17 protein-coding genes and 1 pseudogene are annotated in these 21,358 nt (G+C 73.9%); 13 read left to right on the top strand and 5 right to left on the bottom strand.

Features of this window, described 5'->3' with window-relative positions; all coding sequences use genetic code 11:
• Positions 1-9 precede the first annotated feature (9 nt).
• The 6 genes and pseudogenes from ACF07V_RS09760 (at position 10) to ACF07V_RS09735 (ending at position 4,373) form a co-directional block, all read left to right on the top strand.
• Positions 10-1,338 (top strand): annotated as a pseudogene (locus ACF07V_RS09760) (hypothetical protein).
• Positions 1,335-1,613, top strand: a complete 279-nt coding sequence (locus ACF07V_RS09755; RefSeq protein ID WP_392152800.1) for a hypothetical protein — start codon at positions 1,335-1,337, stop codon at positions 1,611-1,613. The pseudogene ACF07V_RS09760 and the gene ACF07V_RS09755 overlap by 4 nt, the downstream one beginning before the upstream one ends.
• Positions 1,614-1,844: 231 nt before the next feature.
• A complete protein-coding gene (locus ACF07V_RS09750; RefSeq protein WP_392152799.1) occupies positions 1,845-1,976 on the top strand; it encodes a hypothetical protein in 132 nt (43 codons plus the stop codon).
• 51 nt (positions 1,977-2,027) lie between these two features.
• Positions 2,028-2,270: a hypothetical protein gene (locus tag ACF07V_RS09745; protein WP_392152798.1), complete on the top strand. Its 243-nt coding sequence runs from the start codon at positions 2,028-2,030 to the stop codon at positions 2,268-2,270.
• 156 nt (positions 2,271-2,426) lie between these two features.
• Positions 2,427-3,458, top strand: coding sequence for a glutamine synthetase (glnII, locus tag ACF07V_RS09740; protein ID WP_392152797.1), 1,032 nt, complete (start codon positions 2,427-2,429; stop codon positions 3,456-3,458).
• 351 nt (positions 3,459-3,809) lie between these two features.
• Complete coding sequence (locus tag ACF07V_RS09735; protein WP_392152796.1) at positions 3,810-4,373, top strand: winged helix-turn-helix domain-containing protein; 564 nt, start codon at positions 3,810-3,812, stop codon at positions 4,371-4,373.
• Here the strand turns inward: ACF07V_RS09735 and ACF07V_RS09730 are convergent, their stop codons facing one another.
• A complete protein-coding gene (locus tag ACF07V_RS09730) occupies positions 4,374-5,810 on the bottom strand; it encodes a PepSY-associated TM helix domain-containing protein (protein ID WP_392152794.1) in 1,437 nt (478 codons plus the stop codon).
• Between the two features lie 51 nt (positions 5,811-5,861).
• The gene (locus tag ACF07V_RS09725) at positions 5,862-6,539 is read right to left on the bottom strand and encodes a hypothetical protein (protein WP_392152793.1); all 678 of its coding nucleotides are present in this window, start codon (positions 6,537-6,539) and stop codon (positions 5,862-5,864) included.
• A 222-nt stretch (positions 6,540-6,761) separates the two neighbouring features.
• Between ACF07V_RS09725 and ACF07V_RS09720 the strand changes: the two genes are divergently transcribed.
• From ACF07V_RS09720 to ACF07V_RS09700, 5 genes are all read left to right on the top strand, one after another.
• Positions 6,762-7,760, top strand: a complete 999-nt coding sequence (locus tag ACF07V_RS09720; RefSeq protein WP_392152791.1) for an NAD-dependent epimerase/dehydratase family protein — start codon at positions 6,762-6,764, stop codon at positions 7,758-7,760.
• Positions 7,761-8,490: 730 nt separating this feature from the next.
• Complete coding sequence (locus ACF07V_RS09715) at positions 8,491-9,291, top strand: tyrosine-protein phosphatase (protein ID WP_392152790.1); 801 nt, start codon at positions 8,491-8,493, stop codon at positions 9,289-9,291.
• Between the two features lie 53 nt (positions 9,292-9,344).
• The gene (locus tag ACF07V_RS09710) at positions 9,345-11,984 is read left to right on the top strand and encodes a hypothetical protein (RefSeq protein WP_392152788.1); all 2,640 of its coding nucleotides are present in this window, start codon (positions 9,345-9,347) and stop codon (positions 11,982-11,984) included.
• 68 nt (positions 11,985-12,052) lie between these two features.
• Positions 12,053-12,937 (top strand): metal-dependent hydrolase, encoded by an 885-nt coding sequence (locus tag ACF07V_RS09705; RefSeq protein ID WP_392152786.1) that lies wholly within the window; start codon positions 12,053-12,055, stop codon positions 12,935-12,937.
• A complete protein-coding gene (locus ACF07V_RS09700; protein ID WP_392152785.1) occupies positions 12,937-13,998 on the top strand; it encodes a PDR/VanB family oxidoreductase in 1,062 nt (353 codons plus the stop codon). The genes ACF07V_RS09705 and ACF07V_RS09700 overlap by 1 nt, the downstream gene beginning before the upstream one ends.
• Positions 13,999-14,004: 6 nt before the next feature.
• Here the strand turns inward: ACF07V_RS09700 and ACF07V_RS09695 are convergent, their stop codons facing one another.
• The gene (locus tag ACF07V_RS09695) at positions 14,005-14,412 is read right to left on the bottom strand and encodes a hypothetical protein (RefSeq protein ID WP_392152783.1); all 408 of its coding nucleotides are present in this window, start codon (positions 14,410-14,412) and stop codon (positions 14,005-14,007) included.
• 37 nt (positions 14,413-14,449) lie between these two features.
• On the opposite strand from ACF07V_RS09695, the gene ACF07V_RS09690 reads away from it, so the two are divergent.
• Positions 14,450-15,163, top strand: a complete 714-nt coding sequence (locus tag ACF07V_RS09690) for a TetR/AcrR family transcriptional regulator (protein WP_392152781.1) — start codon at positions 14,450-14,452, stop codon at positions 15,161-15,163.
• On the opposite strand, the gene ACF07V_RS09685 is transcribed toward ACF07V_RS09690, so the two are convergent.
• On the bottom strand, positions 15,148-15,480 hold the full coding sequence (locus ACF07V_RS09685; RefSeq protein WP_392152780.1) for a 5-carboxymethyl-2-hydroxymuconate Delta-isomerase: 333 nt from the start codon (positions 15,478-15,480) through the stop codon (positions 15,148-15,150). The two genes, ACF07V_RS09690 and ACF07V_RS09685, sit on opposite strands and share 16 nt — an antisense overlap.
• A gap of 53 nt (positions 15,481-15,533) precedes the next feature.
• On the opposite strand from ACF07V_RS09685, the gene ACF07V_RS09680 reads away from it, so the two are divergent.
• The gene (locus tag ACF07V_RS09680) at positions 15,534-16,052 is read left to right on the top strand and encodes a GNAT family N-acetyltransferase (protein WP_392152778.1); all 519 of its coding nucleotides are present in this window, start codon (positions 15,534-15,536) and stop codon (positions 16,050-16,052) included.
• Here the strand turns inward: ACF07V_RS09680 and pulA are convergent.
• Positions 16,039-21,327, bottom strand: a complete 5,289-nt coding sequence (gene pulA, locus ACF07V_RS09675; RefSeq protein WP_392152776.1) for a pullulanase-type alpha-1,6-glucosidase — start codon at positions 21,325-21,327, stop codon at positions 16,039-16,041. The genes ACF07V_RS09680 and pulA overlap by 14 nt on opposite strands.
• Positions 21,328-21,358: the final 31 nt, after the last annotated feature.

The raw sequence follows: 21,358 nt of genomic DNA, 5'->3' as shown, positions 1-21,358 counted from the left end.
CGTAAACCCCTGGCGGTCCTCCCCCGGCCCGGTGCCAGCGTTCCTGCGCCGGCCGCCGGACTCCGGTGCGACTTCCGGAACCTGCCTCTGAAGCAACGTCTTCGCTGTTCGCGCCCCCATTCCCCGGCCGGCACCCATGTGCAGGGAGGGGAAGGCACCGTGTCCGAGCTCGTCGCCGCCGAGGACGTGCTCCTCTTCGTCGACGCCGCCGTGACCGCCACCGGCCAGCGCGAGTTCCGCTCCTCCGCCGCCGAGCAGCGCTTCTCGCTCGCCTTCCTCCACGAGTACGTACGGGTCAACTACCGGCCCGTGTACGCCGCCGCCCTCGCCCTCGCCCTCGCCCTCGCCCTCGCCCTCGCCCTCGCCCTCAACGACCACAACGCCGCGCTCGTCATCGAGCACTTGCTCCGCACCCCGAAGGAGGCGGAGCCGGGCGAGGGCCGCCTGATCGCCGCGCGGCTCGCGCTGCTGCCGCCGCCGCAGCGGGTCTACCGGCTCTTCGGCGCGCCGCGCTCCGCCGGGGTCAACAACCGCCGCACGCGCGCGATCGTGCGCGCGTGGCTCGCGGCCCGCCCCGATCCGGCGCTCGACGCGGTGAAGTACCGGACCGGATTCAAGACCGCCCTCCGGCACGTCCACGGGCGGCTGCCCGACCCCGAGACCGGGGACTTCCTCGCCCTGTACGTCCTGGCGCTCCCGTTCGCCGAGCGGGTGGAGCGGCGGGCCGAGCTGACGGCCGCGCTGCGCGCGGCGGCCCGGCGCGCGGCGGGTCCGTACGCCGGGAGCTGGGGACGGGTGGCGGCCGTGCTCGACGACAGCTTCTCGTCCTCCGGTTCGGCGGTGAAGCGGCGCCGTCCGCCGGCCGTGGCCCTGGGCTGCCACTTCCTCCTGGAGCCCTCGCGTCCCCGGGGGCGTACGCGCCGCTGTGGACCTCGGGCCGGGACGATCCCCTGCTCGTCCACCCCTACGACCCGACCCCGCTCGGCCTGCGGATCCTGGACGCCCTGGAGACCGGTCCGGAGCGGCTGGTGATCGTCTCCGACGGCTGGGACAACGCCCCGCCGGGGCTCGCGGGCGAGGTGCTGCGGGTGTGGCGCACGCGGCTGGATCCGGAGCGGCGCACGAGCGTGGTGCATCTGAACCCCGTATACGACGCGGAGGGCTTCGACGCGCGCCGACTGGCACCGAGCGTGCCGACGGCCGGGGTCAGGGACGCGGAGGATCTGGCGGCCCTGGTGGAGATCGCGCAGTTCGCGGAGGGGGCGGACGGGCTTCGCGGAGCTGAGGGCCTATCTGGACCGGCGGGTGGAGCTGTTCCTGAAGGGGGCGGAGGGGTGACCCGGATCGATCTCGGCGGGCTGCGTGCGCGGCCCGCGCAGGTGTGGGGCGGGGTGCGGGACGAGCCGGTCCTGGGGCCGCGGCTGCGGCTGCGGCTGCGGCTGCGGCTGCGGCTGCGGCGGGAGGTGTACGAGGGGTGGGGCGCGGACGCGCCGGCCCCGGTCTCCGGGACGGCGCCCCGCCCCGCCCGTCGTGGGCATGCGTTCCGCCGGGGCGGAACGGGTGGGCACAACGGACGGCGCCCCTTGCCGGCGCCAGAGGCTCCCGCGCCCTGACCCGCACCCCGGGCGGCGGCGCACACGTGGTGCGGGTCCAGGCGCGGAACGCGGAGGCGCCGCTGAGCGCGCCGTCCCGTGTGCCCACCCTGCCCCAAGCTCTCGGCTTCGCTCGAGCAGGGGGACCCCCATCGCCCCAGCGGGACGATCGCCCACACGGCGGGTGGCCGGGGCCAAGGCCTGGGCGGGCGGGGGCATACGCGCTGCGGGATCGGAGCACCGCCCTGGTCCGTGCCCGGGCTCGGGGAGGCGCTGCGGGTGTTCGAGCTGCATCCGGGGCAGTGCGGGCTGCTCCTGTACGTGACGGACGCGCTCGCCGCGGCCTTCGTGGTGCCGCACCCGGGGGGGGCGTTCGATCTGTAGCGGTTCCTTCCGCCGTTCGAGCGGGGCGGGCGCGAGCAGCACATCGGGGAGGTGATCACCGACCGGAAGGGGCGGGCGGCGTATCCGAAGACCTTCCGGCCCTCCGAGAACCAGATCCGGAAGGGGTACCTCCTGAACCGGCTCGCGGACTGCGACTGGCACCTCGGGCGGACGGCGGAGGCGCTCGGCACCTCGTACGCCGAGGTGGTGCGGCGGGTGCGGTCGGCGGGGCTCGGGTCGCTCCTCGACTCCCACGTCGTCGCACGGCGGCTGGGCGAAGATCGGGAAAGCTGAGTAACACGGGGTTCACAAACGGGCAACCGACGGGAAATCCCGTGTTGCGAAGCTGCGGTCGAACACAAACCGCGCAGTCAGCGCAGAGACCGCAGCTTCTCGCAGTGCCGCGAGCCGCAGCGGAAGCCCGCAGCAGCACGCCAAAGGATGAGACCCGTGACCTTCAAGGCTGAGTACATCTGGATCGACGGCACCGAGCCGACCGCGAAGCTTCGCTCCAAGACGAAGATCATCGCCGGTGAGGGCCTCGCGCTCGACGAGCTGCCGATCTGGGGCTTCGACGGTTCCAGCACGAACCAGGCCAAGGGCCACGCCTCGGACCGCGTCCTCAAGCCGGTCTTCTCCTGCCCGGACCCGATCCGCGGTGGCAACGACGTCCTGGTGCTGTGCGAGGTCCTCAACACGGACATGACGCCGCACGAGTCCAACACGCGCGCCGCGCTGGCCGAGGTCGCCGCGAAGTACGCCTCCCAGGAGTCGATCTTCGGCATCGAGCAGGAGTACACCTTCTTCGACGGCACCCGTCCGCTCGGCTTCCCGGTCAACGGCTTCCCGGCCCCGCAGGGCGGTTACTACTGCGGCGTCGGCGTGGACGAGATCCACGGCCGCCCGATCGTCGAGGCGCACCTGGAGAACTGCCTGAAGGCCGGTCTCGGCATCTCCGGCATCAACGCCGAGGTCATGCCCGGCCAGTGGGAGTTCCAGGTCGGCCCGCTGTCCCCGCTCGAGGTCTCGGACCAGCTGTGGGTCGCCCGCTGGCTGCTCTACCGCACGGCCGAGGACTTCAACGTCTCCGCGACCCTCGACCCGAAGCCGGTCAAGGGCGACTGGAACGGCGCCGGCGCGCACACCAACTTCTCCACCAAGGCGATGCGCGAGGGCTACGACGCGATCATCACCGCGTGCGAGTCGCTCGGCGAGGGCTCGAAGCCGCTCGACCACGTCAAGAACTACGGCGCCGGCATCGACGAGCGCCTGACGGGCCTGCACGAGACCGCCCCGTGGGACGAGTACTCCTACGGCGTCTCGGACCGCGGCGCCTCGGTCCGCATCCCGTGGCAGGTCGAGCAGGACCAGAAGGGCTACATCGAGGACCGTCGCCCGAACGCGAACGTGGACCCGTACGTGGTGACCCGCCTGATCGTGGACACCTGCTGCGAGGCCCTGGAGAAGGCCGGCCAGGTCTGATCCGCACCGCTCGACGAGAGGCGCCCACCGTTCCGCACGGTGGGCGCCTCTCTCGTCATGTGGGACGGACGACAGGGCTTTTGGGCCCCGGAGGGGTCGTCGGGGGCATTCCCTTCTGGTTCAATAGGGATATGGCCATCATGCAGAACGACACCGCGAAGGGTCGCCACGACCTCGAGCCGTTCTGGCCTTCCCGTCAGCACCACGACTTCGACCGGTGCTGTCGACGCGTGAGGAACGCGTCGGCCCTCTAACGCCCCGATCGGTACGGTCCGATCCCGGCCTTCGGCCGCACGCGCACGACGTACGAGACCTCTCCGTCCGTTCCCCGCGCGAAAGAGCTGACCTGCCATGGCCCACACCCAGATCGCCCGCCCCCAGAGCGCTTCCCTCACGGCCGTCCGTCCCGGCCGGCACCGACTGCGTGCCGTCGATCCGAACGAGGTCGTCGACTTCTCCCAGGTGGCGGACTTCCTGCCGCCGGGCGCCACCCTGCTGCCCGCGCCGCAGCACGCGCTGCCGACGCTGCCGGGGCGCCCGCCGATGGTCGGGTACCTCGTCCTCGTCCCGGCCGACCAGCAGCCGCAGCTGCCCGCCGCCCCCGCCCCGACGGCGCCCGTCGCGGCGGAGGAGCAGGGGCCGGTGACCATCGACGACGTCCAGCGGATCGCCCTCGTCGACGGGCAGGCACTGGACCTGACGTACCTCGAATTCGAGCTGCTCGCCCACCTGGTGGCACACCCCCACCGGGTGCACACCCGCGACCAGTTGGTCACGACGGTGTGGGGGTACGGGCACGTGGGCGACGGCCGGACGGTCGACGTGCACGTGGCCCGGCTGCGCCGCAAGCTGGGCGCCGAGCACCGCCACACGATCCAGACCGTGCGGCGGGTCGGCTACAAGTACACCCCCTGATCAGGCGGTTGTACGGGACCTCGCCCTGGAGACCAGTGCCAGGGCGAGGTCCACCGCCAGGAACAGCAGCAGGCTCAGGCCCAGCAGCGGGACGAACCAGCCGACGGCCGCCGTCGCCGCCGCGAGCGGCAGCAGCAGCGTCACCGGGACCTTCCGCCAGGTCCCGCGCGCCACCGGGCGGCCCGGACGGCGCAGCCACCACATGCGGTAGCCCCAGAGGATCAGCAGGATCAGGGCGAGCGCGAGGGCCGCGAGCGCCAGCTGGTTGAACAGGCCCAAGAAGACCCCGGTGTGCGCGTCGATGCCGATGCGGGTGAGCTTCGCGAGCAGCGGGTGGTCGGCGAAGGCGAGCCGGTCGAGGACCGTGCCGTCGGCCGGGTTCAGGGCCACCGAGTCCAGCTGGACCGGGAACTGCGTGTCGGTCTCCTTGACCACGTACCCCTTGCCCTCGGCGGGCAGCACGACCGAGATCCGCGGGCTGTCGATGCCGGCCGCGCGGGCCGCGGCGACCGCCTTGTCGAGGCCCATGTCCGGGCCCTGGGTGGTGGCGGAGCCGTGGTGGGCGCCGCCGTGGCCCTCGTGTTCGGACCCGGGATTCGCGCCCGACGACAGACCCGCCGACAGGGTGGGCGTCGCACCGCCGAGACCGTCCCGGACGGTGCCGATGTTCTCGCCCGCGTACCGCGACCAGGTCAGGCCGGTCGCGGAGAGCAGGACCAGGCCGACCGCCGCCCACAGGCCGACCGAGCCGTGCCAGGAGAGGGTGCGGCGACGGGACTTCGGGCCCCGCTCGGGCAGGACGAGGGCGCGGCGGCTCCTGCGGCGCCGGCCGACCCAGAGCAGTACGCCGCCGAGCGCGATCACCCACAGCCAGCTCGCCGCGAGTTCGCTGTAGTTGCGTCCGAACTCGCCGAGGTGCAGATCGGCGTGCAGCCCGTCGATCCAGGTGCGCAGCGGGAGGGCGCCGGAACTGCCGTAGCTGGGCAGCTGTCCGCGTACGTCACCGGTGTACGGGTCGACGAAGACGGCGAGCGAGGTGCCTTCGGGGACGTCGGGGTCGGCCATCAGGACCCGGGTGGTCGCGCCCGGTTCGGCGCCGGGCCAGACGGCGGTGACGGTGCCGTCCGGGTTGGCCTCGCGGGCGATGTCCGTCTGCCGGGAGAGCGGCAGGGTGGTCTCGCCGACGGGGACTTCGAGCTCGTGCGCGTACACGATCTTCTCCGCCTGGAAGGAGAGCGCGTACAGCAGACCGCTGACGGCGGCCACGAGGAGGAACGGGGCGACGAGGACGCCCGCGTAGAAGTGGAGGCGCAGGACGAGGGGGCGCAGCGCGCTCCAGGTGCCGGGCCGGGACGGAGTGGCTGACGGTGGCGCTTCGGAGCCGGAGGATTCCGGGGTTTCCGGGGTTTCCGGGCGCGCGAGATCGTCGATGGTCATGACGGACTGTCCTTGGAGTCGGTATGTCGACAGGGGGAAGCGACCCCCGGGTCAGACGTGTGCTCCGAGGGCCGTGGCGCGGGGTACGGACAGCCGGGGCGGGCCGCGCCGGGAGAGGGTGTGCGCGAGGACGACGGTGTGCGGGCGGCGGGCGTTCCGCCGGGCCCGGCGGACCGGGCGGCGCGGGGACTCGGCGACGGGGACGAGTACGGCGCCGAGCAGGCGGAGCGGGGTGAAGGCGTAGGCGAGGGCGGCGCGGGCGAGCGTGAAGAACGCGGCCTCGCCGCGGGCGAGCCAGAGCCCGCAGAGGAGGGCGGCGAGGAGGTGGACGGCGAGCATGCCGGCGCCGGAGCCGGAGGTCATGGGGGCGGTGGCGTCCATGACCATGTCGTCCATGACGTGCCTGGCGTCCATGACGTGCCTGGCGTCCATGACGTGCATGACGTGCATGACGTCCATGGCGTCCATGGCGTCCGTGCCGCGCATGTTCCCCATGCCGGGCATGGCCTCCATGGTGGGCACGGTGTCCCTCCCCGGCATGGTGTGGCGCATCCCCGGCGGGTGCTGACCCGTCGTCGAGAACAGCAGGTGGAGCGCACCCTGGAGGACCAGCAGGGCCCCCGCGATCGTGGGCGCGCCCCGGCGTCGTCCGGCCGCGGCCCAGGCGGCCGCCGCCGTCGCGGCGAAGGCGCCGAGCAGCAGGGTCGCCGGAAGCCGGTGCGCAGACATGGACGAATGCCCCACAGCGGCCAGAGTCACGCATACGACCGCGAAGAGCGCGGCTCGCAGGGCGCGCAGGGGCGACCGGGCATCCGTCATCGCCACCATGGTGTCATCCCGGCCACATGGCCGACAGACCGCCTCTCGCTGCCCGTTCGTTCCTCCCCCGGCGGAATCCTCCGGGAGCGGAACTCCCTGGCCTCGGCCGTCCCCACGGGGCAGGCTCGGATCATGAAACTGCTGATGCTCGGAGGTACGGAGTTCGTCGGCCGCGCGATCGCCGAGGCCGCGCTCGAACGGGGCTGGGAGGTGACGGTCTTCCACCGGGGCCGTCACGCCGCTCCGGAGGGAGCCGCGTCGCTGATCGGGGACCGCACGGCCCCCGACGGTCTCGCCGCCCTGGACAGGGGTTCCTGGGACGCCGTCGTGGACACCTGGTCGGCCGCGCCCTCGGTGGTCCGGGACGCGGCCCGGCTGCTCGCGGACCGGGTCGGGCGGTACGCGTACGTGTCGAGCCGCTCCGTGTACGCCTGGCCGCCCGCCGCCGGACTCGGGGAGGACGGGCCGCTGGTCGAGGGCTCCCCGGACGACGGGGACATGCCCTACGCGGAGGCCAAGCGGGGCGGCGAGCTCGCCGCCGGGGAGGCCTTCGGGCCCGACCGGACGCTGCTCGTCCGCGCGGGCCTGATCCTCGGGCCGTACGAGAACGTGGGCCGGCTCCCGTGGTGGCTGGGCCGGATCGCGCGCGGCGGCCCCGTCCTCGCGCCCGGGCCGCGCACGATGCCGGTGCAGTACATCGACGTCCGCGACCTCGCCGCATGGACCCTCGACGCGGTGGCGGCGGGGCTCTCGGGGCCGTACAACCTGGTCTCGCCGCCCGGCCACACCACGATGGGCGGGCTGCTCGACGCGTGCGTCCGGGCGACCGGGGCCGGGGCCGACCTGCGCTGGACGGAGCCCGAGGCGCTCCTCGCGGCCGGGGCGGCGCCGTGGACGGAGCTGCCGGTGTGGCTGCCGCCGGGCGAGATGTACGACGCGATGCACACCGCGGACGTCTCCAAGGCGGTCGCGGCGGGGCTGCGCTGCCGCCCGGTGGAGGAGACGGTCGCGGACACCTGGGCGTGGCTGGAGTCCCTCGGCGGGGTCGCCCCGCAGCGGCCGGACCGGCAGGGGGCGGGACTCACGCGGGAACGGGAGGCGGAGGTCTTGGCGGCGCTGCCGAAGGACTGAGCACGAGACGGCACCCCCACCCGCGCGGGACCCGCGCCCGGCGGGGCGGTGCCCAGCTGCCGTGTGCGGCCCGCGCCTCCGCCGGGCGGCGCCCCCCACCCCGCCACCGTGTGGGCCCGCGCCCGGCGGGGCGGCGCCCCCGCCGCCCCCCGTGTGGGCCCGCGCCCGGCTGGGCGGTGCCCCTCGCCGACCCCCGTGTGGGCCCGCGCCCGTCCGGGGCGGTGGCCCTCGCCCACCCGCCGTGTGGGCAATCGTCCCGCTGGGGCGATGGGGGTCCCCCCTGCTCGAGCGAAGCCGAGAGCTTGGGGGAGGGTGGGCACACGGGACGGCGCCCTCAGCGGCGCCTCCGCGTTCCGCGCCTGGACCCGCACCACGTGTGCGCCGCCGCCCGGGGTGCGGGTTCAGGCTCGGGAGCCTCTGGCGCCGGCAAGGGCGCCGTTCCGTTGTGCCCACCCGTTCCGCCCCTTGCGGAACGCCTGCCCACAACGGGGGCGGCGGGTGGGCACCGTCCCTTGCGGAACGCATGCCCACAACGGGGTGGGCGCCGCCCCGGCCGAACGTGGGCCCACAACGGGGTGGGCGGGGGCATCGCCCGGCGGAACGTGGGCCCACAACGGGGGTGGGTGGGTGCCGCCGCGGCGGGACTCGGGGCGCGTTTCGGCTGGACCTGCTCGGATCGGGGCGATCCACTACCGTCGAGGAAACCGTACGCATCGGAGGAGTCGACGCCATGCCCGCCATCCCCGCCACCTCCGTCGCCAACCTCCGCGACCTCGGCGGCCTGCCGCTCGGTGACGGGCGTTCCGTCCGGCACGGCCTCGTCCTCCGTTCCGCGCAGCTCGACCGGCTCGACCCCACCGAACCCGCCGTGGCCGGCCTGGGCATCCGTACCGTCGTCGACTTCCGGACGGAGACCGAGCGCGGCGACCGGCCGGACCGGCTGCCGGCCGGTGCCCGGCTGCTCGTCGCGGACGTCCTCGCCGACTACCTGGCCGGCAGCGGACTGCCACCGGCCGCCCGCCTCAAGGCCCTCCTCACCGACCCCGCGCTCGCCGAGGAGCACCTCGGCGGGGGCCGGGTCCGGGCCGCCTTCGCCCGGACCTACCGCACCTTCGTCTCCGGCGACTCCGCGCGGGCCTCCTACCGCGCCCTGCTCGGCGAGCTGGGCACCCCCGGCGCGGGGCCGCTGCTCTTCCACTGCTCGGCGGGCAAGGACCGTACCGGCTGGGCGGCGACGGTCGTCCTGTCGCTGCTCGGCGCGGACGAGGAGACGGTGCGGGCGGAGTACCTGGCGGTCAACCCGGCGGTGCGGCTGGCGTTCGCGCCGATGATCGAGGGGTTCACGGCCCAGGGCGGCGACCCCGAGCTCGCGCTCGAACTGATCGGGGTCCTGCCGGAGTACCTGGACGCGGCGCTCGACGAGGTGTCGGTCCGGCACGGGTCGATGGAGAAGTACGTACGGGAGGGGCTCGGCGTCCCGGACGAGGTGACGGACCTGATCCGCGAGCGGCTGACGGTCTCCGCGGCCTGATCCCCCGCGGGGCGCCGGGGTGACCATCGGAAGAATCGCTCGTTCTGCTGAACGTGAGCACCCAGGATCTCGTTCCCTCGCCCGTGGGCCCCGTCGACGTCGAGCAGGCCGAGGCCGCGCTCGTCGAGCGGTATCCGCGGCTCGTCCGCATCGCCTACCTCGTCCTGCCGCCGGCGCTCGGCCGCAACCGCCGGGTGCTGACCGCGCACGCCCTGGTCCAGCGGTCGCTGCCGCGCCGCCGGGTCCCGGGGCCTGCCGTGCCCGGGCCGCGGCGGGCCGAGGACGCGGTGGATCCCGGTTACGCGTACGTGCGGGGGGAGGTGCTGCGGCAGGCGCTGGTCGCGGGGCTGCCGCTCCGGCGCCTCGCGCTGCCGCGCCGGGCGCAGTTCCCGCCGCTGCTGCCGCACGTGTGGGGGCTGCGGCTCTTCCCCCGGGTGGGCGGCGCCGACGAACTCGCCCTGGACCAGCAACTGTCCCGGCTCTCCGGCGCCGGCCGTGCTGCGTACGTGCTCCGCGGCCTGGAGCGCCAGGGCGATCCTGAGGTCCTGCGCGTCCTGGCGGCGGCGGGCGTCGAGGACCCGGCGGCGGCCCTGGCGGAGGCGGACGCGCTGGAGACCCCCGTGGTGACGGGGCCCGACAACCCCTCCGGCCTTTCCGCCGCCGGGGCGAGCCCCGAGACGGAGCCCTGGCGGGACGGCCCGGCCAGGGTGGGCGAACAGGGCGGCCCGGGGAGGGCCGGGGGCCGGGGCGGGGCCGGGGGCCGGGGCGGGGCCGGGGGCCGGGGCGGGGCCGGAGCCCCGGACGGGGTCGCGGGCCAGGGTGGAGCCGGTCACCTCGGGGGCGCCGGGCGCATGAACGGTTCCCCCGGCGGGTCCGTCGGCGCCGACGGGCCGGCCGGCACCGATGCCGCCGCCCCGGAGGGACGCCCGGACAGGGTCGGCGAGCAGGCCGGGCCGGGCAGGACCGGCAGCCGCTCCGGCGGGGCAGAGTTCCCGGACGGGCACGGCGGCACGCACGGGGACAGGGCCGACGGCGGTCCCCGGGCCGGTCGGGCCGACGGGCCCGGGAGGGCCGCAGGCACCGGACGGGCCGGAGGACTCGGGGGTGCCGCAGGCGCCGCCCGGGGGCCCGGCGCCGACGCCCGAGCCGGAGGCACCGGAGGCCACGGCGGGGCCGGGGCCACCGGAGGCTACGGCGGGGCCGGGGCCACCGGGCCCGGAGGGCCGACGGGCGCCGGAGGCCATGGCCCCGCCGCGCCCGGAGGGCCCCCGGGCCCCGTCGGTGCGGTCGTCGGAGGCCCCGGCCCCGCCTCGCCCGGCGGCCCCGCCCTCCCCCGTCGGCTCAGTGGCGCCGCCCTGCTGGAGTCCGACGAGTTCGACCCGTGTGCCCTGCAGGCGCGGCCCACCGATCTCATGCGCCGTCGCCAGCACGCCCGGGCCGCCTTCGTCGCCCTCGTCGCGCTCGTCGTCTGCGGGACGCTGCTCGGGCTGCCCGGGGACGGCTGGGGCAGAAACGGTGCTGCTGCGCCCTCGTACGCCCGTAACCCCGCCGCCGAGGCCGCCCTCGACCCCGGCGCGGTCAAGCGGGTGGATCCGGCGGTGTGGCCCGGGGCCACCCGGCAGGACTTCTCCGTGTGGCCCGCGCGCGGCGGGCTGACCGGCGACAGCGCGCTGCTGCGGCGGGCGCTCGCCGTATGGGCACGGCCGGGTGGCTCCGTACAGTCGTCGGCCACGCCCGGGACTCCCGTCGGGCCCCCCATGGGCCCGCCGCAGCTGCTGTTCGCCGGGCGGGTCGACGCCATGCGGGTGGTGCTCTTCCACGACGGGCTGCGGGCCGTCCGGTACGCCGAACCCGTCGAGGGGACGGCGGGTGCCGCCCTGGACTTCGCGCGCACCGACGCGGCCGACAGCGTCGGCGCCGCCGCGCTCGTCGTCTCCCGCGCGTCCGGCAACGTCCGCTATCTGACGGCCCCCTGGGTACGGGAGACGGCCGTGCGGGACCTGCTCGCACCCGCCCGGGACCCGCGGCCGCTCGTGCGGGACTCCGCCGGGGTGACCGATCCCGTGCCCAGTCCCCTGCGGTCCGGCGGCTGCACCCGCTGGAACACCCTCCAGGTGCGGGACGGTTCGGGGGTGCGGCTGCTCACCGACCTCGGTGAGCTTGCGCCCGCCCGGCTGCTGTGGGGGCCGCCCTCCGCGGCCTCGGACGCGACGGGGACGGAGGCCCGGAAGGCCTGGGCCCGGACCGCGTGCCGGCTGACGGCCGTACGGGCGCACGGCGTGCGGTCCGTGAACGCCTGGCGGTTCGCCCGGCAGCCGCTGCCCGGGGGCGCCGGGCAGGCCACCTGGGTGTGCACGCGCGCGGAGACCTGGCGGGGCACCGGCAGCCGGGTCCTCGCCCAGTTCCTGGTCCCCTCGCCCGAGGTCCCCGCCGCGCTCGCGGCCCGCTCCGAGGGATCGCCGGCCTGCGGGGTGCGGGATCCCCGGGTCCTCGCGGGCGTGCTGTGGAAGGCGCCGGGCGGCGACTGGTTCGTCCTGGCGGCGGGCAGCCCGGACTTCACGTCCCTGGAGACCTCGGGTGGCGTGAAGGGACGTTCGGACGGCCCGCTGCTCGCGGTGAAGGCGACGGCGGGCGCGCGGGCCGACCTGGACGGCACGCTGCGGGACGGGACGCGGAGGGCCGCCCTCCGCTGACCGGGACGCCTCAAAAAGACCCCGCACAAGCCTGTTGCCACGGCCCTACCCCTCAGTACATTGACGTCATGTCTAATACGCAGCCTGCACCGGTGGCGTCGGAGCACGTCGAGCTCAAGGCCCGCAAGGTCTCCTTCGACTGGGAAGAGACGCCGCTCCACTGGGTACCGGGCGACCCCTTCACCACGCACACCATCAACGTGCTGCACCTGCTGCTCCCGGCGGGCGAACGCTGGTTCGTCCACGTCTACAAGCAGGCCCTGCCGTACATCACCGACGACCGGCTGCGCGAGGACGTCATCGGCTTCATCGGCCAGGAGGCCATCCACTCCCAGGCCCACGACGACGTCCTCCCCCACCTGCGGAAGCTGGGCCTCGACCCCACCCCGTACACCGCGCAGGTCGACTGGTTCTTCGAGAAGCTCCTCGGGGACCGGACCCTGCCGCCCGGCCGGCCCCGCCGCTGGTGGCTCATGGAGCGGGTGGCGCTGATCGCCGCCATCGAGCACTACACCGCCTTCCTCGGCGACTGGGTGCTCAACGCCGACGCGCTCGACCGGGCCGGCGCCGACCCCACCATGCTGGACCTGCTGCGCTGGCACGGGGCGGAGGAGGTCGAGCACCGCGCGGTCGCCTTCGAGCTCTTCATGCACCTCGACGGCGGCTACCGGCGCCGCGCCCGCACCTGGGCGCTCGCCTTCTCGGCGCTCGTCTTCCTCTGGCAGCGGGGCATCCGCTTCTTCATGGAGAACGACCCCAGCCTGCTCGACCCGAAGGCCTCCTTCGCGGACTTCGTCCGCAAGGGACGGCAGGGCCTGCTGCCCTCCACCCCGGCGATGGTGCGCTCCATCCCCCGCTACCTCAGCCGCGCCTACCACCCCTCCCAGGAGGGGAACACCGCGCAGGCCATGGCCTACCTCGCCTCCTCCCCCGGCGCCAACGGAGGCCACTGATGCCCCGGTTCACCACCGTCGCCCTCGTCGCCGGGGCCGCGCTGCTCGTCCGCCGCGCCGTCCGCAGCCGCATGTCCACCGCCCCGCTCTGGCCGATGCCCGCCCTCGACACCCCCGTCTCCGGGTACGGGCGGGGCAGCACCGTCCCGCGCAAGGTGCTCGTCACCGGCCGCGCCACGCCCGCCGAGGGCGTCGTCGAGCTGCGCCTGGAGGGTGCCGGGCTGCCCACCTGGCAGCCGGGCGCCCACGTCGACCTCGTCCTGCCCTCCGGGCTCGTCCGCCAGTACTCGCTCTGCGGGGACCCGGCCGCCACCGGCGCGTACACCGTCGCCACCCGCCTCATCGAGGAATCGCAGGGCGGACGCGGCGGCTCGCGCGAGGTGCACGAGCAGCTGCACGAGGGCGTGGAGATCGAGATCCGGGGGCCCCGCAACCGCTTCCCGCTCGTCGACTCCCCCGCGTACGTCTTCGTCGCCGGCGGCATCGGCATCACCCCCGTCCTGCCCATGGTGCGCGCCGCCGAGGCGGCCGGGGCGGACTGGCGACTCGTGTACTGCGGGCGGAGCCGGGCCACCATGCCCTATCTGGACGAGATCGAGCGGCTGGGCGGCGGCGACCGCGTCACCGTCGTCGCCGAGGACGAATCCGGCTTCCCCGAGCTCGAGTTCCTCGCGCACGTGCCCGCCGAGACGCTCGTGTACTGCTGCGGGCCCGACGGTCTGATGGACGCCGTGACCGCGGCGATGCCCGAGGGCCGGACGCCGCGTCTGGAGCGCTTCACCGCCGCCGCGACCACCGGCACCGCCTTCGAGGTCGAACTGCGCCGCTCCGGGCGGACGTTGACGGTGGCGGCCGACCAGTCGCTCCTGTCGGCGGTCCGCGAAGAGGTCCCGGGCCTCATGTACTCCTGCCGGCAGGGCTTCTGCGGGACCTGCCAACAGCGGGTCCTGGAGGGCGAGGTCGACCACCGGGACGAGCTGCTCACCGACGAGGAGCGGGGCGACTCGATGCTGATCTGCGTCTCCCGCTGCGCCGGGAAGCGCCTCGTCCTGGACCTTTGAGGACGGCTAGGGCAGAACCAGCCAGTCCAGGGCGAGCGCGGTCAGGAGGCCGCCGACCAGGAGCCAGGTGCCGAGTCGTGTGCGGCCGTTGCGGGAGAGTTCGATCACGATCCCGCAGAGGATCATGGCGAGTCCGTACACGCCGACGACCAGGACGGACGTGCGGCTCGCGAGCCGGACGACCAGCACCACGGCCAGGGCGACCAGGAGCACGGACGCGGCGGCGACGCGCAGCCGCCGCGCCTGCTTCGGGGTGAGCCCGCCGGCAGGGGACTCCGCCTCGTCGCGTTCTTCGAGTTCGTCGAGTTCGTCGAGTTCTTCGAGTTCGTCCGTCTCTTCGGTCTCTTCCGTCTCTTCGGTCTCTTCGATCTCTTCCGTCTCTGCTGCCGGGGTGTCCTGGTCCGAAGCGCTCATGGGGCAGGAGCGTAACGGACCCCGCTAGGCTGTTCGTATGACGACCGGTGTACGCCGCAGGATGGGCGTCGAGGAGCGCAAGCAGCAGCTGATCGGGGTGGCCCTCGAACTCTTCAGCCACCGCTCTCCCGAGGACGTGTCCATCGACGAGATCGCCGCGGCCGCCGGAATCTCCCGGCCGCTGGTCTACCACTACTTCCCGGGCAAGCAGAGCCTGTACGAGGCGGCGCTGCGGCGGGCGGCCGACGATCTCGCCGCCCGGTTCGTCGAGCCCCCGCGGGGGCCGCGCGGGGCGCGGCTGCTGCGCGTGATGGGCCGCTTCTTCGACTTCGTCGACGAGCACGGCCCCGGCTTCTCGGCGCTGCTGCGCGGCGGTCCGGCGGGCGGCTCCTCGTCGGCCAACGCCATGATCGACGAGGTGCGGCAGATCGCGTACGAGCAGACGCTGATCCATCTGGACGTCGAGAAGCCCTCGGCCCGGCTCGAACTGGTCATCCGTTCCTGGGTGTCGCTCGCCGAGACGACGGCCCTGCTGTGGCTGGACGGGCGCCGGATTCCGCGCGCGGAGCTGGAGTTGCAGCTCGTGCACGACTTCGCCGCGCTGGCGGCGGTCAGCGCCGCGTACGACAGGGAGATGGCGGACATCCTCGTCCGGATGCTCGCGGACGAGCCCGCCGACAGTCCCTTCGGGGATCTCGTGGCCCGGCTCTCGGCGCTCGCCCCCGGCGTTCCCGATCAGCCCTTGCGGTAGGACCCGTCGAGGTCGTGGACCTCGACGGAGAGGTGGACGCCCTCCTTCGCCTTGAGGTAGGCGGGCAGCAGGGCGAGGACGGCGTCCGACAGCCGGGCCTTGGCCTCGTCGGTGCGGCCGGCCAGCAGGGCGATGTCGACGTGCACGATGTGGTCGTCGGCCGCTCCGTCGCCGACGACCAGCTCCTCGACCTCCCGGAACCGGGTCTTGCACGCGTCGAGCGTGGCGTCGACCGTCTCCACGACGATCGGGTGCAGGGCGAGCGCGAAGCCGCGGCGGTCGAGGGGCGCGGAGTAGTCGACGGTGATCTGCGGCATGAGGGTCACTCCCAGGGATACGGACGTCTGGCCACACCTTTACGGTGATCGTCATGACGGCACAAGTGACCTTCCGGCAGGCGGACGAACGCGATCTCGACCTTCTGGCGGGAATGTTCGACGGGGTGGCGCACTGGATGGTGCGCAGCGGGATCGACCAGTGGAAGCCGGGGGCCCGGGGCCCCGAGCACTTCCGCGCGCGGATCGCGGAGGGCGAGGTCTGGATCGCCTCCCACGAGGGGCGGGCGGTCGGCGCGTACGAGCTGTGGTGGGAGGACGAGCAGGCCTGGGGCCCGCAGCCCCCGGTCGCCGGGTATGTCCACCGGCTGATGGCGGACCGGGAGGCCGCGCCCGCCGGTACGGGGCGGGCGCTGCTCGCGCACGCCGAGGGGCGGATCGCGGCCCGCGGGCGGGCGGTCGCGCGGCTCGACTGCGTGTCGAGCAACCCGCGGCTCCGTACGTACTACGAAGCCGCGGGCTACCGGGTCGTCGGCGAGGAGCCGGGGAAGCTCGCCGCCGACGGGACCCGGTACGGGGTCACGCTGATGGAGCGTCCGCTCACCCGGCCCTGAAGACCGCGACCGTCCGCGCCGGGACCGTGAAGGTGCCCGATGCCCGGTCGTAGGCGGCCGACTTCACCAGCTGGTCGGAGCCGCCGGCCTGGACCGGGTGGAGGGCGTAGCCCTTGCCCGCCAGGTCCGGGACCTTCTGCGCGGTGCTGCCCGGGGTCGCGTTGAGGACGACGACCAGGTCGCCGAGGCGCATGGTGATCACGCCGGGGGTCTCGTCGCGGCCGGAGAGCGGGAAGGACAGGGCCTCCTGGACCCGGTCCGCCGTGGCCAGGGAGAACACCGGCTCGGTGGTACGGATCTTCTGCAGGTCCCGGTAGGCGGCGGAGGCGCCGTCGATCTGGGCGCAGCCGACCGTCAGGGCCGGATTGACGAGCAGCGGCTTGCCGTAGGACCACTTGGCCTTGTTGTCGGCGGCCGGCGGCAGGCCGCGGCCGAAGCCGTTGCCGTCGCGGCAGTCCCAGTGGATGGCGTTGAACCAGTCGCCGCTGTCGAAGGAGTTGCGGTCCAGGGACTTGGAGCGCAGCAGGTCCGAGCCGGCCTGGGAGAGCGCCGGGCCCTGCGAGAGGGTGGCCGTCGCCATGGCGAGGACCTGCATGCGGGCGCGGTCGGCCGGGGACGTGTCCGCCGGGAGCTTGAAGGCGAGCGCGTCGTACAGGGACTCGTTGTCGTGGGCGTCGGCGTAGGCGAGGGCGTCGCCGGGGGCGGCGGCGTACCCGGCGGGGGCGCCGTTGTAGTCGACCTCGGAGCCCTTGACCGTGCGCCCCGAGGTGTCGGTGAAGGAGTACGAGGCGAGGTTGCCGCTGAGGCCGACCTTGATGAGGTCCTGGTAGTGCAGGAGGCGGGCCTTCTGCTGCTCGGGGGTGCCGTTGGCGGAGGAGGAATTGGGGTCGGTGTAGAGGCCGGAGGCGAAGCCCTGGACGCCGGGGTCCTCGTCGAAGGGGCCGCCGCCGCGGACGGCGTCGCGGGCCCGGTCGGAGAAGGTCGCGATGCCGGTGCCGGCCATGTTCTTCTGGGTGGCCTGGACGAAGCGGGCGTCGTCGGCGATCTCGCCGAAGTTCCAGCCCTCGCCGTAGAGGACGATCGCCTTGCCGTCGACGCCGTCCTTCTCGACGGTCAGCGCGTCGAGGGCTTGCCGTACGGCGAGGATGTTGGCCTTCGGGTGGTGGCCCATGAGGTCGAAGCGGAAGCCGTCGACCTTGTACTGCTTCGCCCAGGTGACGACCGAGTCGACGACGAGCTTGCCCATCATGGCGTTCTCGGGCGCGGTGTTGGCGCAGCAGGTGGAGGTGGCGACGGAGCCGTCGGCCTGGAGGCGCTGGTAGTAGCCGGGCACGATCCTGTCGAGGACGGACTTGTCGGACTGTCCGGCGGCGACGGTGTGGTTGTAGACGACGTCCATGACGGTGCGCAGTCCGTCGCCGTTGAGGGCCTGGACCATCTGCCGGAACTCGACCGTGCGGCGGGTGCCTTCGGGGTCGGTGGCGTAGGAGCCCTCGGGGACGGTGTAGTGCAGGGGGTCGTAGCCCCAGTTGTAGGCGTCCTTCGCGGCCGCCGCGGTGACGCAGGCCTGCTGCTCCTCGGAGTCGGGGGCGTAGACCTTGAGGTCGCAGGCGGGGGTGGTCTGCGCGGACTTGTTCTCGGGGACGGTGCCGAGGTCGAAGGCCGGGAGCAGGTGGACGTAGGAGGTGCCGGAGGCGGCGAGCGCCTTCAGGTGCTCCGATCCCTTGCTGTCGCGGTCGGTGAAGGCGAGGTAGGTGCCCCGGTGGTCGGCCTCGGCCGTGGGGTCGGCGATCGAGAAGTCCCGGATGTGGAGTTCCTGGATCTGGGCGTCCCGCAGCGGCACGGCGGCGGGCTTCTTCAGTTCCTTCCAGCCCTTGGGTGCCAGGGCCGGGTCGGTGAGGTCGACGGCGAGGCTGCGGGCGGAGTCGGTGGTGAGGGCGGTGGAGTAGGGGTCGGTGACCCGGTTCTCGACGATCTTCTGGACGCTGGGGGCCCAGACCTTCACGACGTACCGGTACGGCTTGCCCGCCCAGGTCCGGGGGCCGGTGACGGACCAGACGCCGGAGGCGGGGTCGCGCCGCATGGGCACGGTGTTCCCGTCGAGTTCCAGGGAGACGGACCGGGCGGTGGGGGCCCACAGGGAGAGGGTGGGGCGGCCGTCGCGGAAGACCGGGCCCAGGTTCGCCTTCGTGGCCTTCGCCGCGTACAGGTCGTCGAGGATGCCGGCGGTCTGGACGCCGGTGGCGGCGAGCAGGGCGCCGTTGGCGGCGCGCTGGGTGGCGATGAGCTGGCCGCGCAGGGAGTCCCGTACCCGGTCGGCGTCGCGCGGGTCGACGGTGAAGGCCGGGTAGTCCCTGAGGTGCGGGAACTTCGCCTTCTGGGCGTCGGTGAGGCTTCCCGGATCGAGCCGGAGCCACTGGCCCTCGTCGCTCAGGGCGCCGTCGGTGACGGTGATCCCGCCGCCCTTCGCGTACACCAGCTGCTGGCTGGTGGCGTCGGTGGTCTTCACCTTCCAGACGACGGTGTTCCGGTCGATCCACTGGGCCTCGGCCTTGCCGAGGTCGAGGTTCGGGGCGCCGCCGGTGGTGGGGAGGAGGTACTTGGGCTGTCCGGAGAGGAGCCAGACCTCGTGGCCGTAGGTGGCGAGGTCGAGGGACTGGTCGGTGGGCAGGTCCTTCTGGTCGCCCTTGTGGAGGATGTACGAGAGGGAGCTCGCGCCCTGGGTGAGCGGGACCTCGTACACGGCGCCGTACGCGTCGGTGCGGACCGGCATGAGCGGCTTGGACCAGTCGGTGGGCTGGGCGGCGCCGGTCCAGGTGTGGAGGCCCCAGCCGTCGTAGTTCCCGTCGGCCCGCTGGTAGTGGATGACGGCCTTCGACGTGTCCGGGGTGGCGGGGGCCGGGTCGGTGTCGGACTGGCCGTCGGTGCCCTGCGTGATCCAGACCTCGCCGGTGCGGCCGAGGTTGATGCTGCGCTGCGGGCCGTCGGCGGCGCCGTCCTTCTCGACGGTGTACGTGACGGTGGAGGCGCCCTCGGGGACCTTGACCCAGGCGAAGGCGCCGTGGGCGTCGCGTCCGGTGAAGGCGGCTTCCTGGCCGGCGGCCTTCAGGGTCCAGCCGTCGTATTCGCCGTCCTGGCGCTTGTAGTGCACGACGGCGTAGGCCCGCTCGACGGCGACCGGCTTCTCGGGGGCCGGGGGCGCGCCGGCCGTGGTGGCGGCGAGGGTGCTCGCGGTGCGGCCCGCGGCGTCGACGACGACGGCCCTGTAGCGCAGGGCGGTGCCGGCGGGGGCGGTGATGTGCTGGGTGACCTTGTAGGGGGCGTGGTCGGCGGTGCCGAGGGTCTGCCAGCGGCCGTCGCCGGTCTGGGCGGCGAAGACGACCCTGTTGAGGCCGCCGCCGGTGACGTCGGCGGAGAGCTCGACGGTGCCGGTGGAGCCGGCGGCCGGGGCCTTCAGGGAGACGGTGGGCGCGGTGGCCGGGGCGGGGAGCGGCGCGTCGGCCTTGAGGACGAGGGAGGAGAGGGCCGGGACGGTGACGGTGACCTCGCCCCCGGAAGCCGTGAGGGCGCCCTGACCCCCGTACAGGGCGCGGAAGCCGGCGGAGTCGACGGGGACGGTGACGGTCTTCGGCTCGGTGGCGCCGTTGACGGCGACGAGGTACTCGGTCCGGGTCTTCGCGTCGGTGCGGGTGAAGGCGTAGACGGAGCCCTCGGCGTACCGTTCCTGCTGGACGCCGTCGCGGAGGGCGGGGTTCTCCCGGGTGAGCTTCGAGAGGGCGGCGATCGACCGGTACAGCGGGTGCGTGGTGTCGTACGCGTCGGAGGCGTGCGTCCGGTCGGTGCCGAGCTGGTCGTCGTCGAGGTAGTCGGCGGTCTTGGAGGCGAAGAGGGTCTGGCGGGCGTCCTTGTCGCCGCCGGGGCCGGTGAAGCCCTGCTCGTCGCCGTAGTAGACCACCGGGTTGCCCCGGGAGAGGAACATCAGCTCGTTGGCGAGCCGGTCGCGGCGGACGAGTTCCTCGTCGGAGGCGTTCGGGTTGTCCTGCTTCACGAAGGTGCCGATGCGGCCCATGTCGTGGTTGCCGAGGAAGGTCACCTGCTCGTAGGCGTTGGCCTTGTCGGTGGTGTACCGGTAGTCCTCGGCGAAGACCTGGGCGAGGCGGTCGGCTCCGGCGCCCTGGGAGGCGAAGGCGCGGGCCGCGTCCTGGAAGGGGAAGTCGAGGGTGGCGTCGAGCCGGCCCCGGGTGACGTACGGGGAGGTGACGGCGGTGTCGGCGGAGTAGACCTCGCCGAACATGAAGAAGTCCTCGCGGCCCTGCTTCTTCGCGTACGCGTCGAGGGCGGTGGCCCACTGCGTCCAGAAGTCCAGGTTCACGTGCTTGACGGTGTCGATGCGGAACCCGTCGATGTCGAAGTCCCGGACCCACTTCTCGTAGATCTTCTTCATGCCCTCGACGACCTCGGGGCGCTCGGTCCACAGGTCGTCGAGGCCGACGAAGTCGCCGTACTCGGCGGACTCCCCGGCCCAGGTGGAGTCGCCCCGGTTGTGGTACATCGTGGGGTCGTTCAGCCAGGACGGGACCTTGCCGCCGGTCGTCGTCGGCGTGTACGGGAAGGAGTCCGCGTCGACCTTGCCGATCGCGGTGCGGTCGTCGAAGGGCCGTCCTGAGGCGTCGAGGTACGGGTAGGCGCCCTTGGGGCGGTAGCCGTACTTCTTCTCGGCGTAGTCGACGGTGTCGGCGGTGTGGTTGGTGATGACGTCGAAGAAGACCTTCATGCCCTTGGCGTGGGCGGCGGCGATCAGCTTCTCCAGATCCTCGTTGGTCCCGAAGTGGGGGTCGACCTGGGTGAAGTCGGTGATCCAGTAGCCGTGGTAGCCGGCGGAGGCGTCCTTGCCGGTGCCCTGCACGGGCCGGTTCTTGAAGATCGGCGCCATCCAGATGGCGGTGGTGCCGAGGCCCTTGATGTAGTCGAGCCGCTCGGTGAGGCCCTTGAGGTCGCCGCCCTGGTAGAAGCCCTTGTCGGTGGGGTCGAAGCCGGTCTCCGTGCGGCTGCCGGTGAGGCCGCCCCTGTCGTTTCCGGTGTCGCCGTTGGCGAAGCGGTCGGGCAGGACGAAGTAGAACTGCTCGCGGGTGAGGTCCTGGCGGGCCGGCTGGGCGGCGAGGGCCTGGTCGGAGGGCGGGGCGGGCGGTCGGGGTGCGGCCGTCGCGGGGACGGCGGGCACGAGGGCGGCGCACAGCGCGGCGGCCAGCGCGACCGCCGTTCTCTTGGGTGTCACGGGGGTGCTCCCGGAGAAGGGGGTACGGGTG

Source organism: Streptomyces sp. NPDC015661 (assembly GCF_043077765.1).
Classification (GTDB): Bacteria; Actinomycetota; Actinomycetes; order Streptomycetales; family Streptomycetaceae; genus Streptomyces.
Note: the sequence above shows the minus strand (reverse complement) of the source record. Positions and strands in the feature narration are given on the sequence as shown.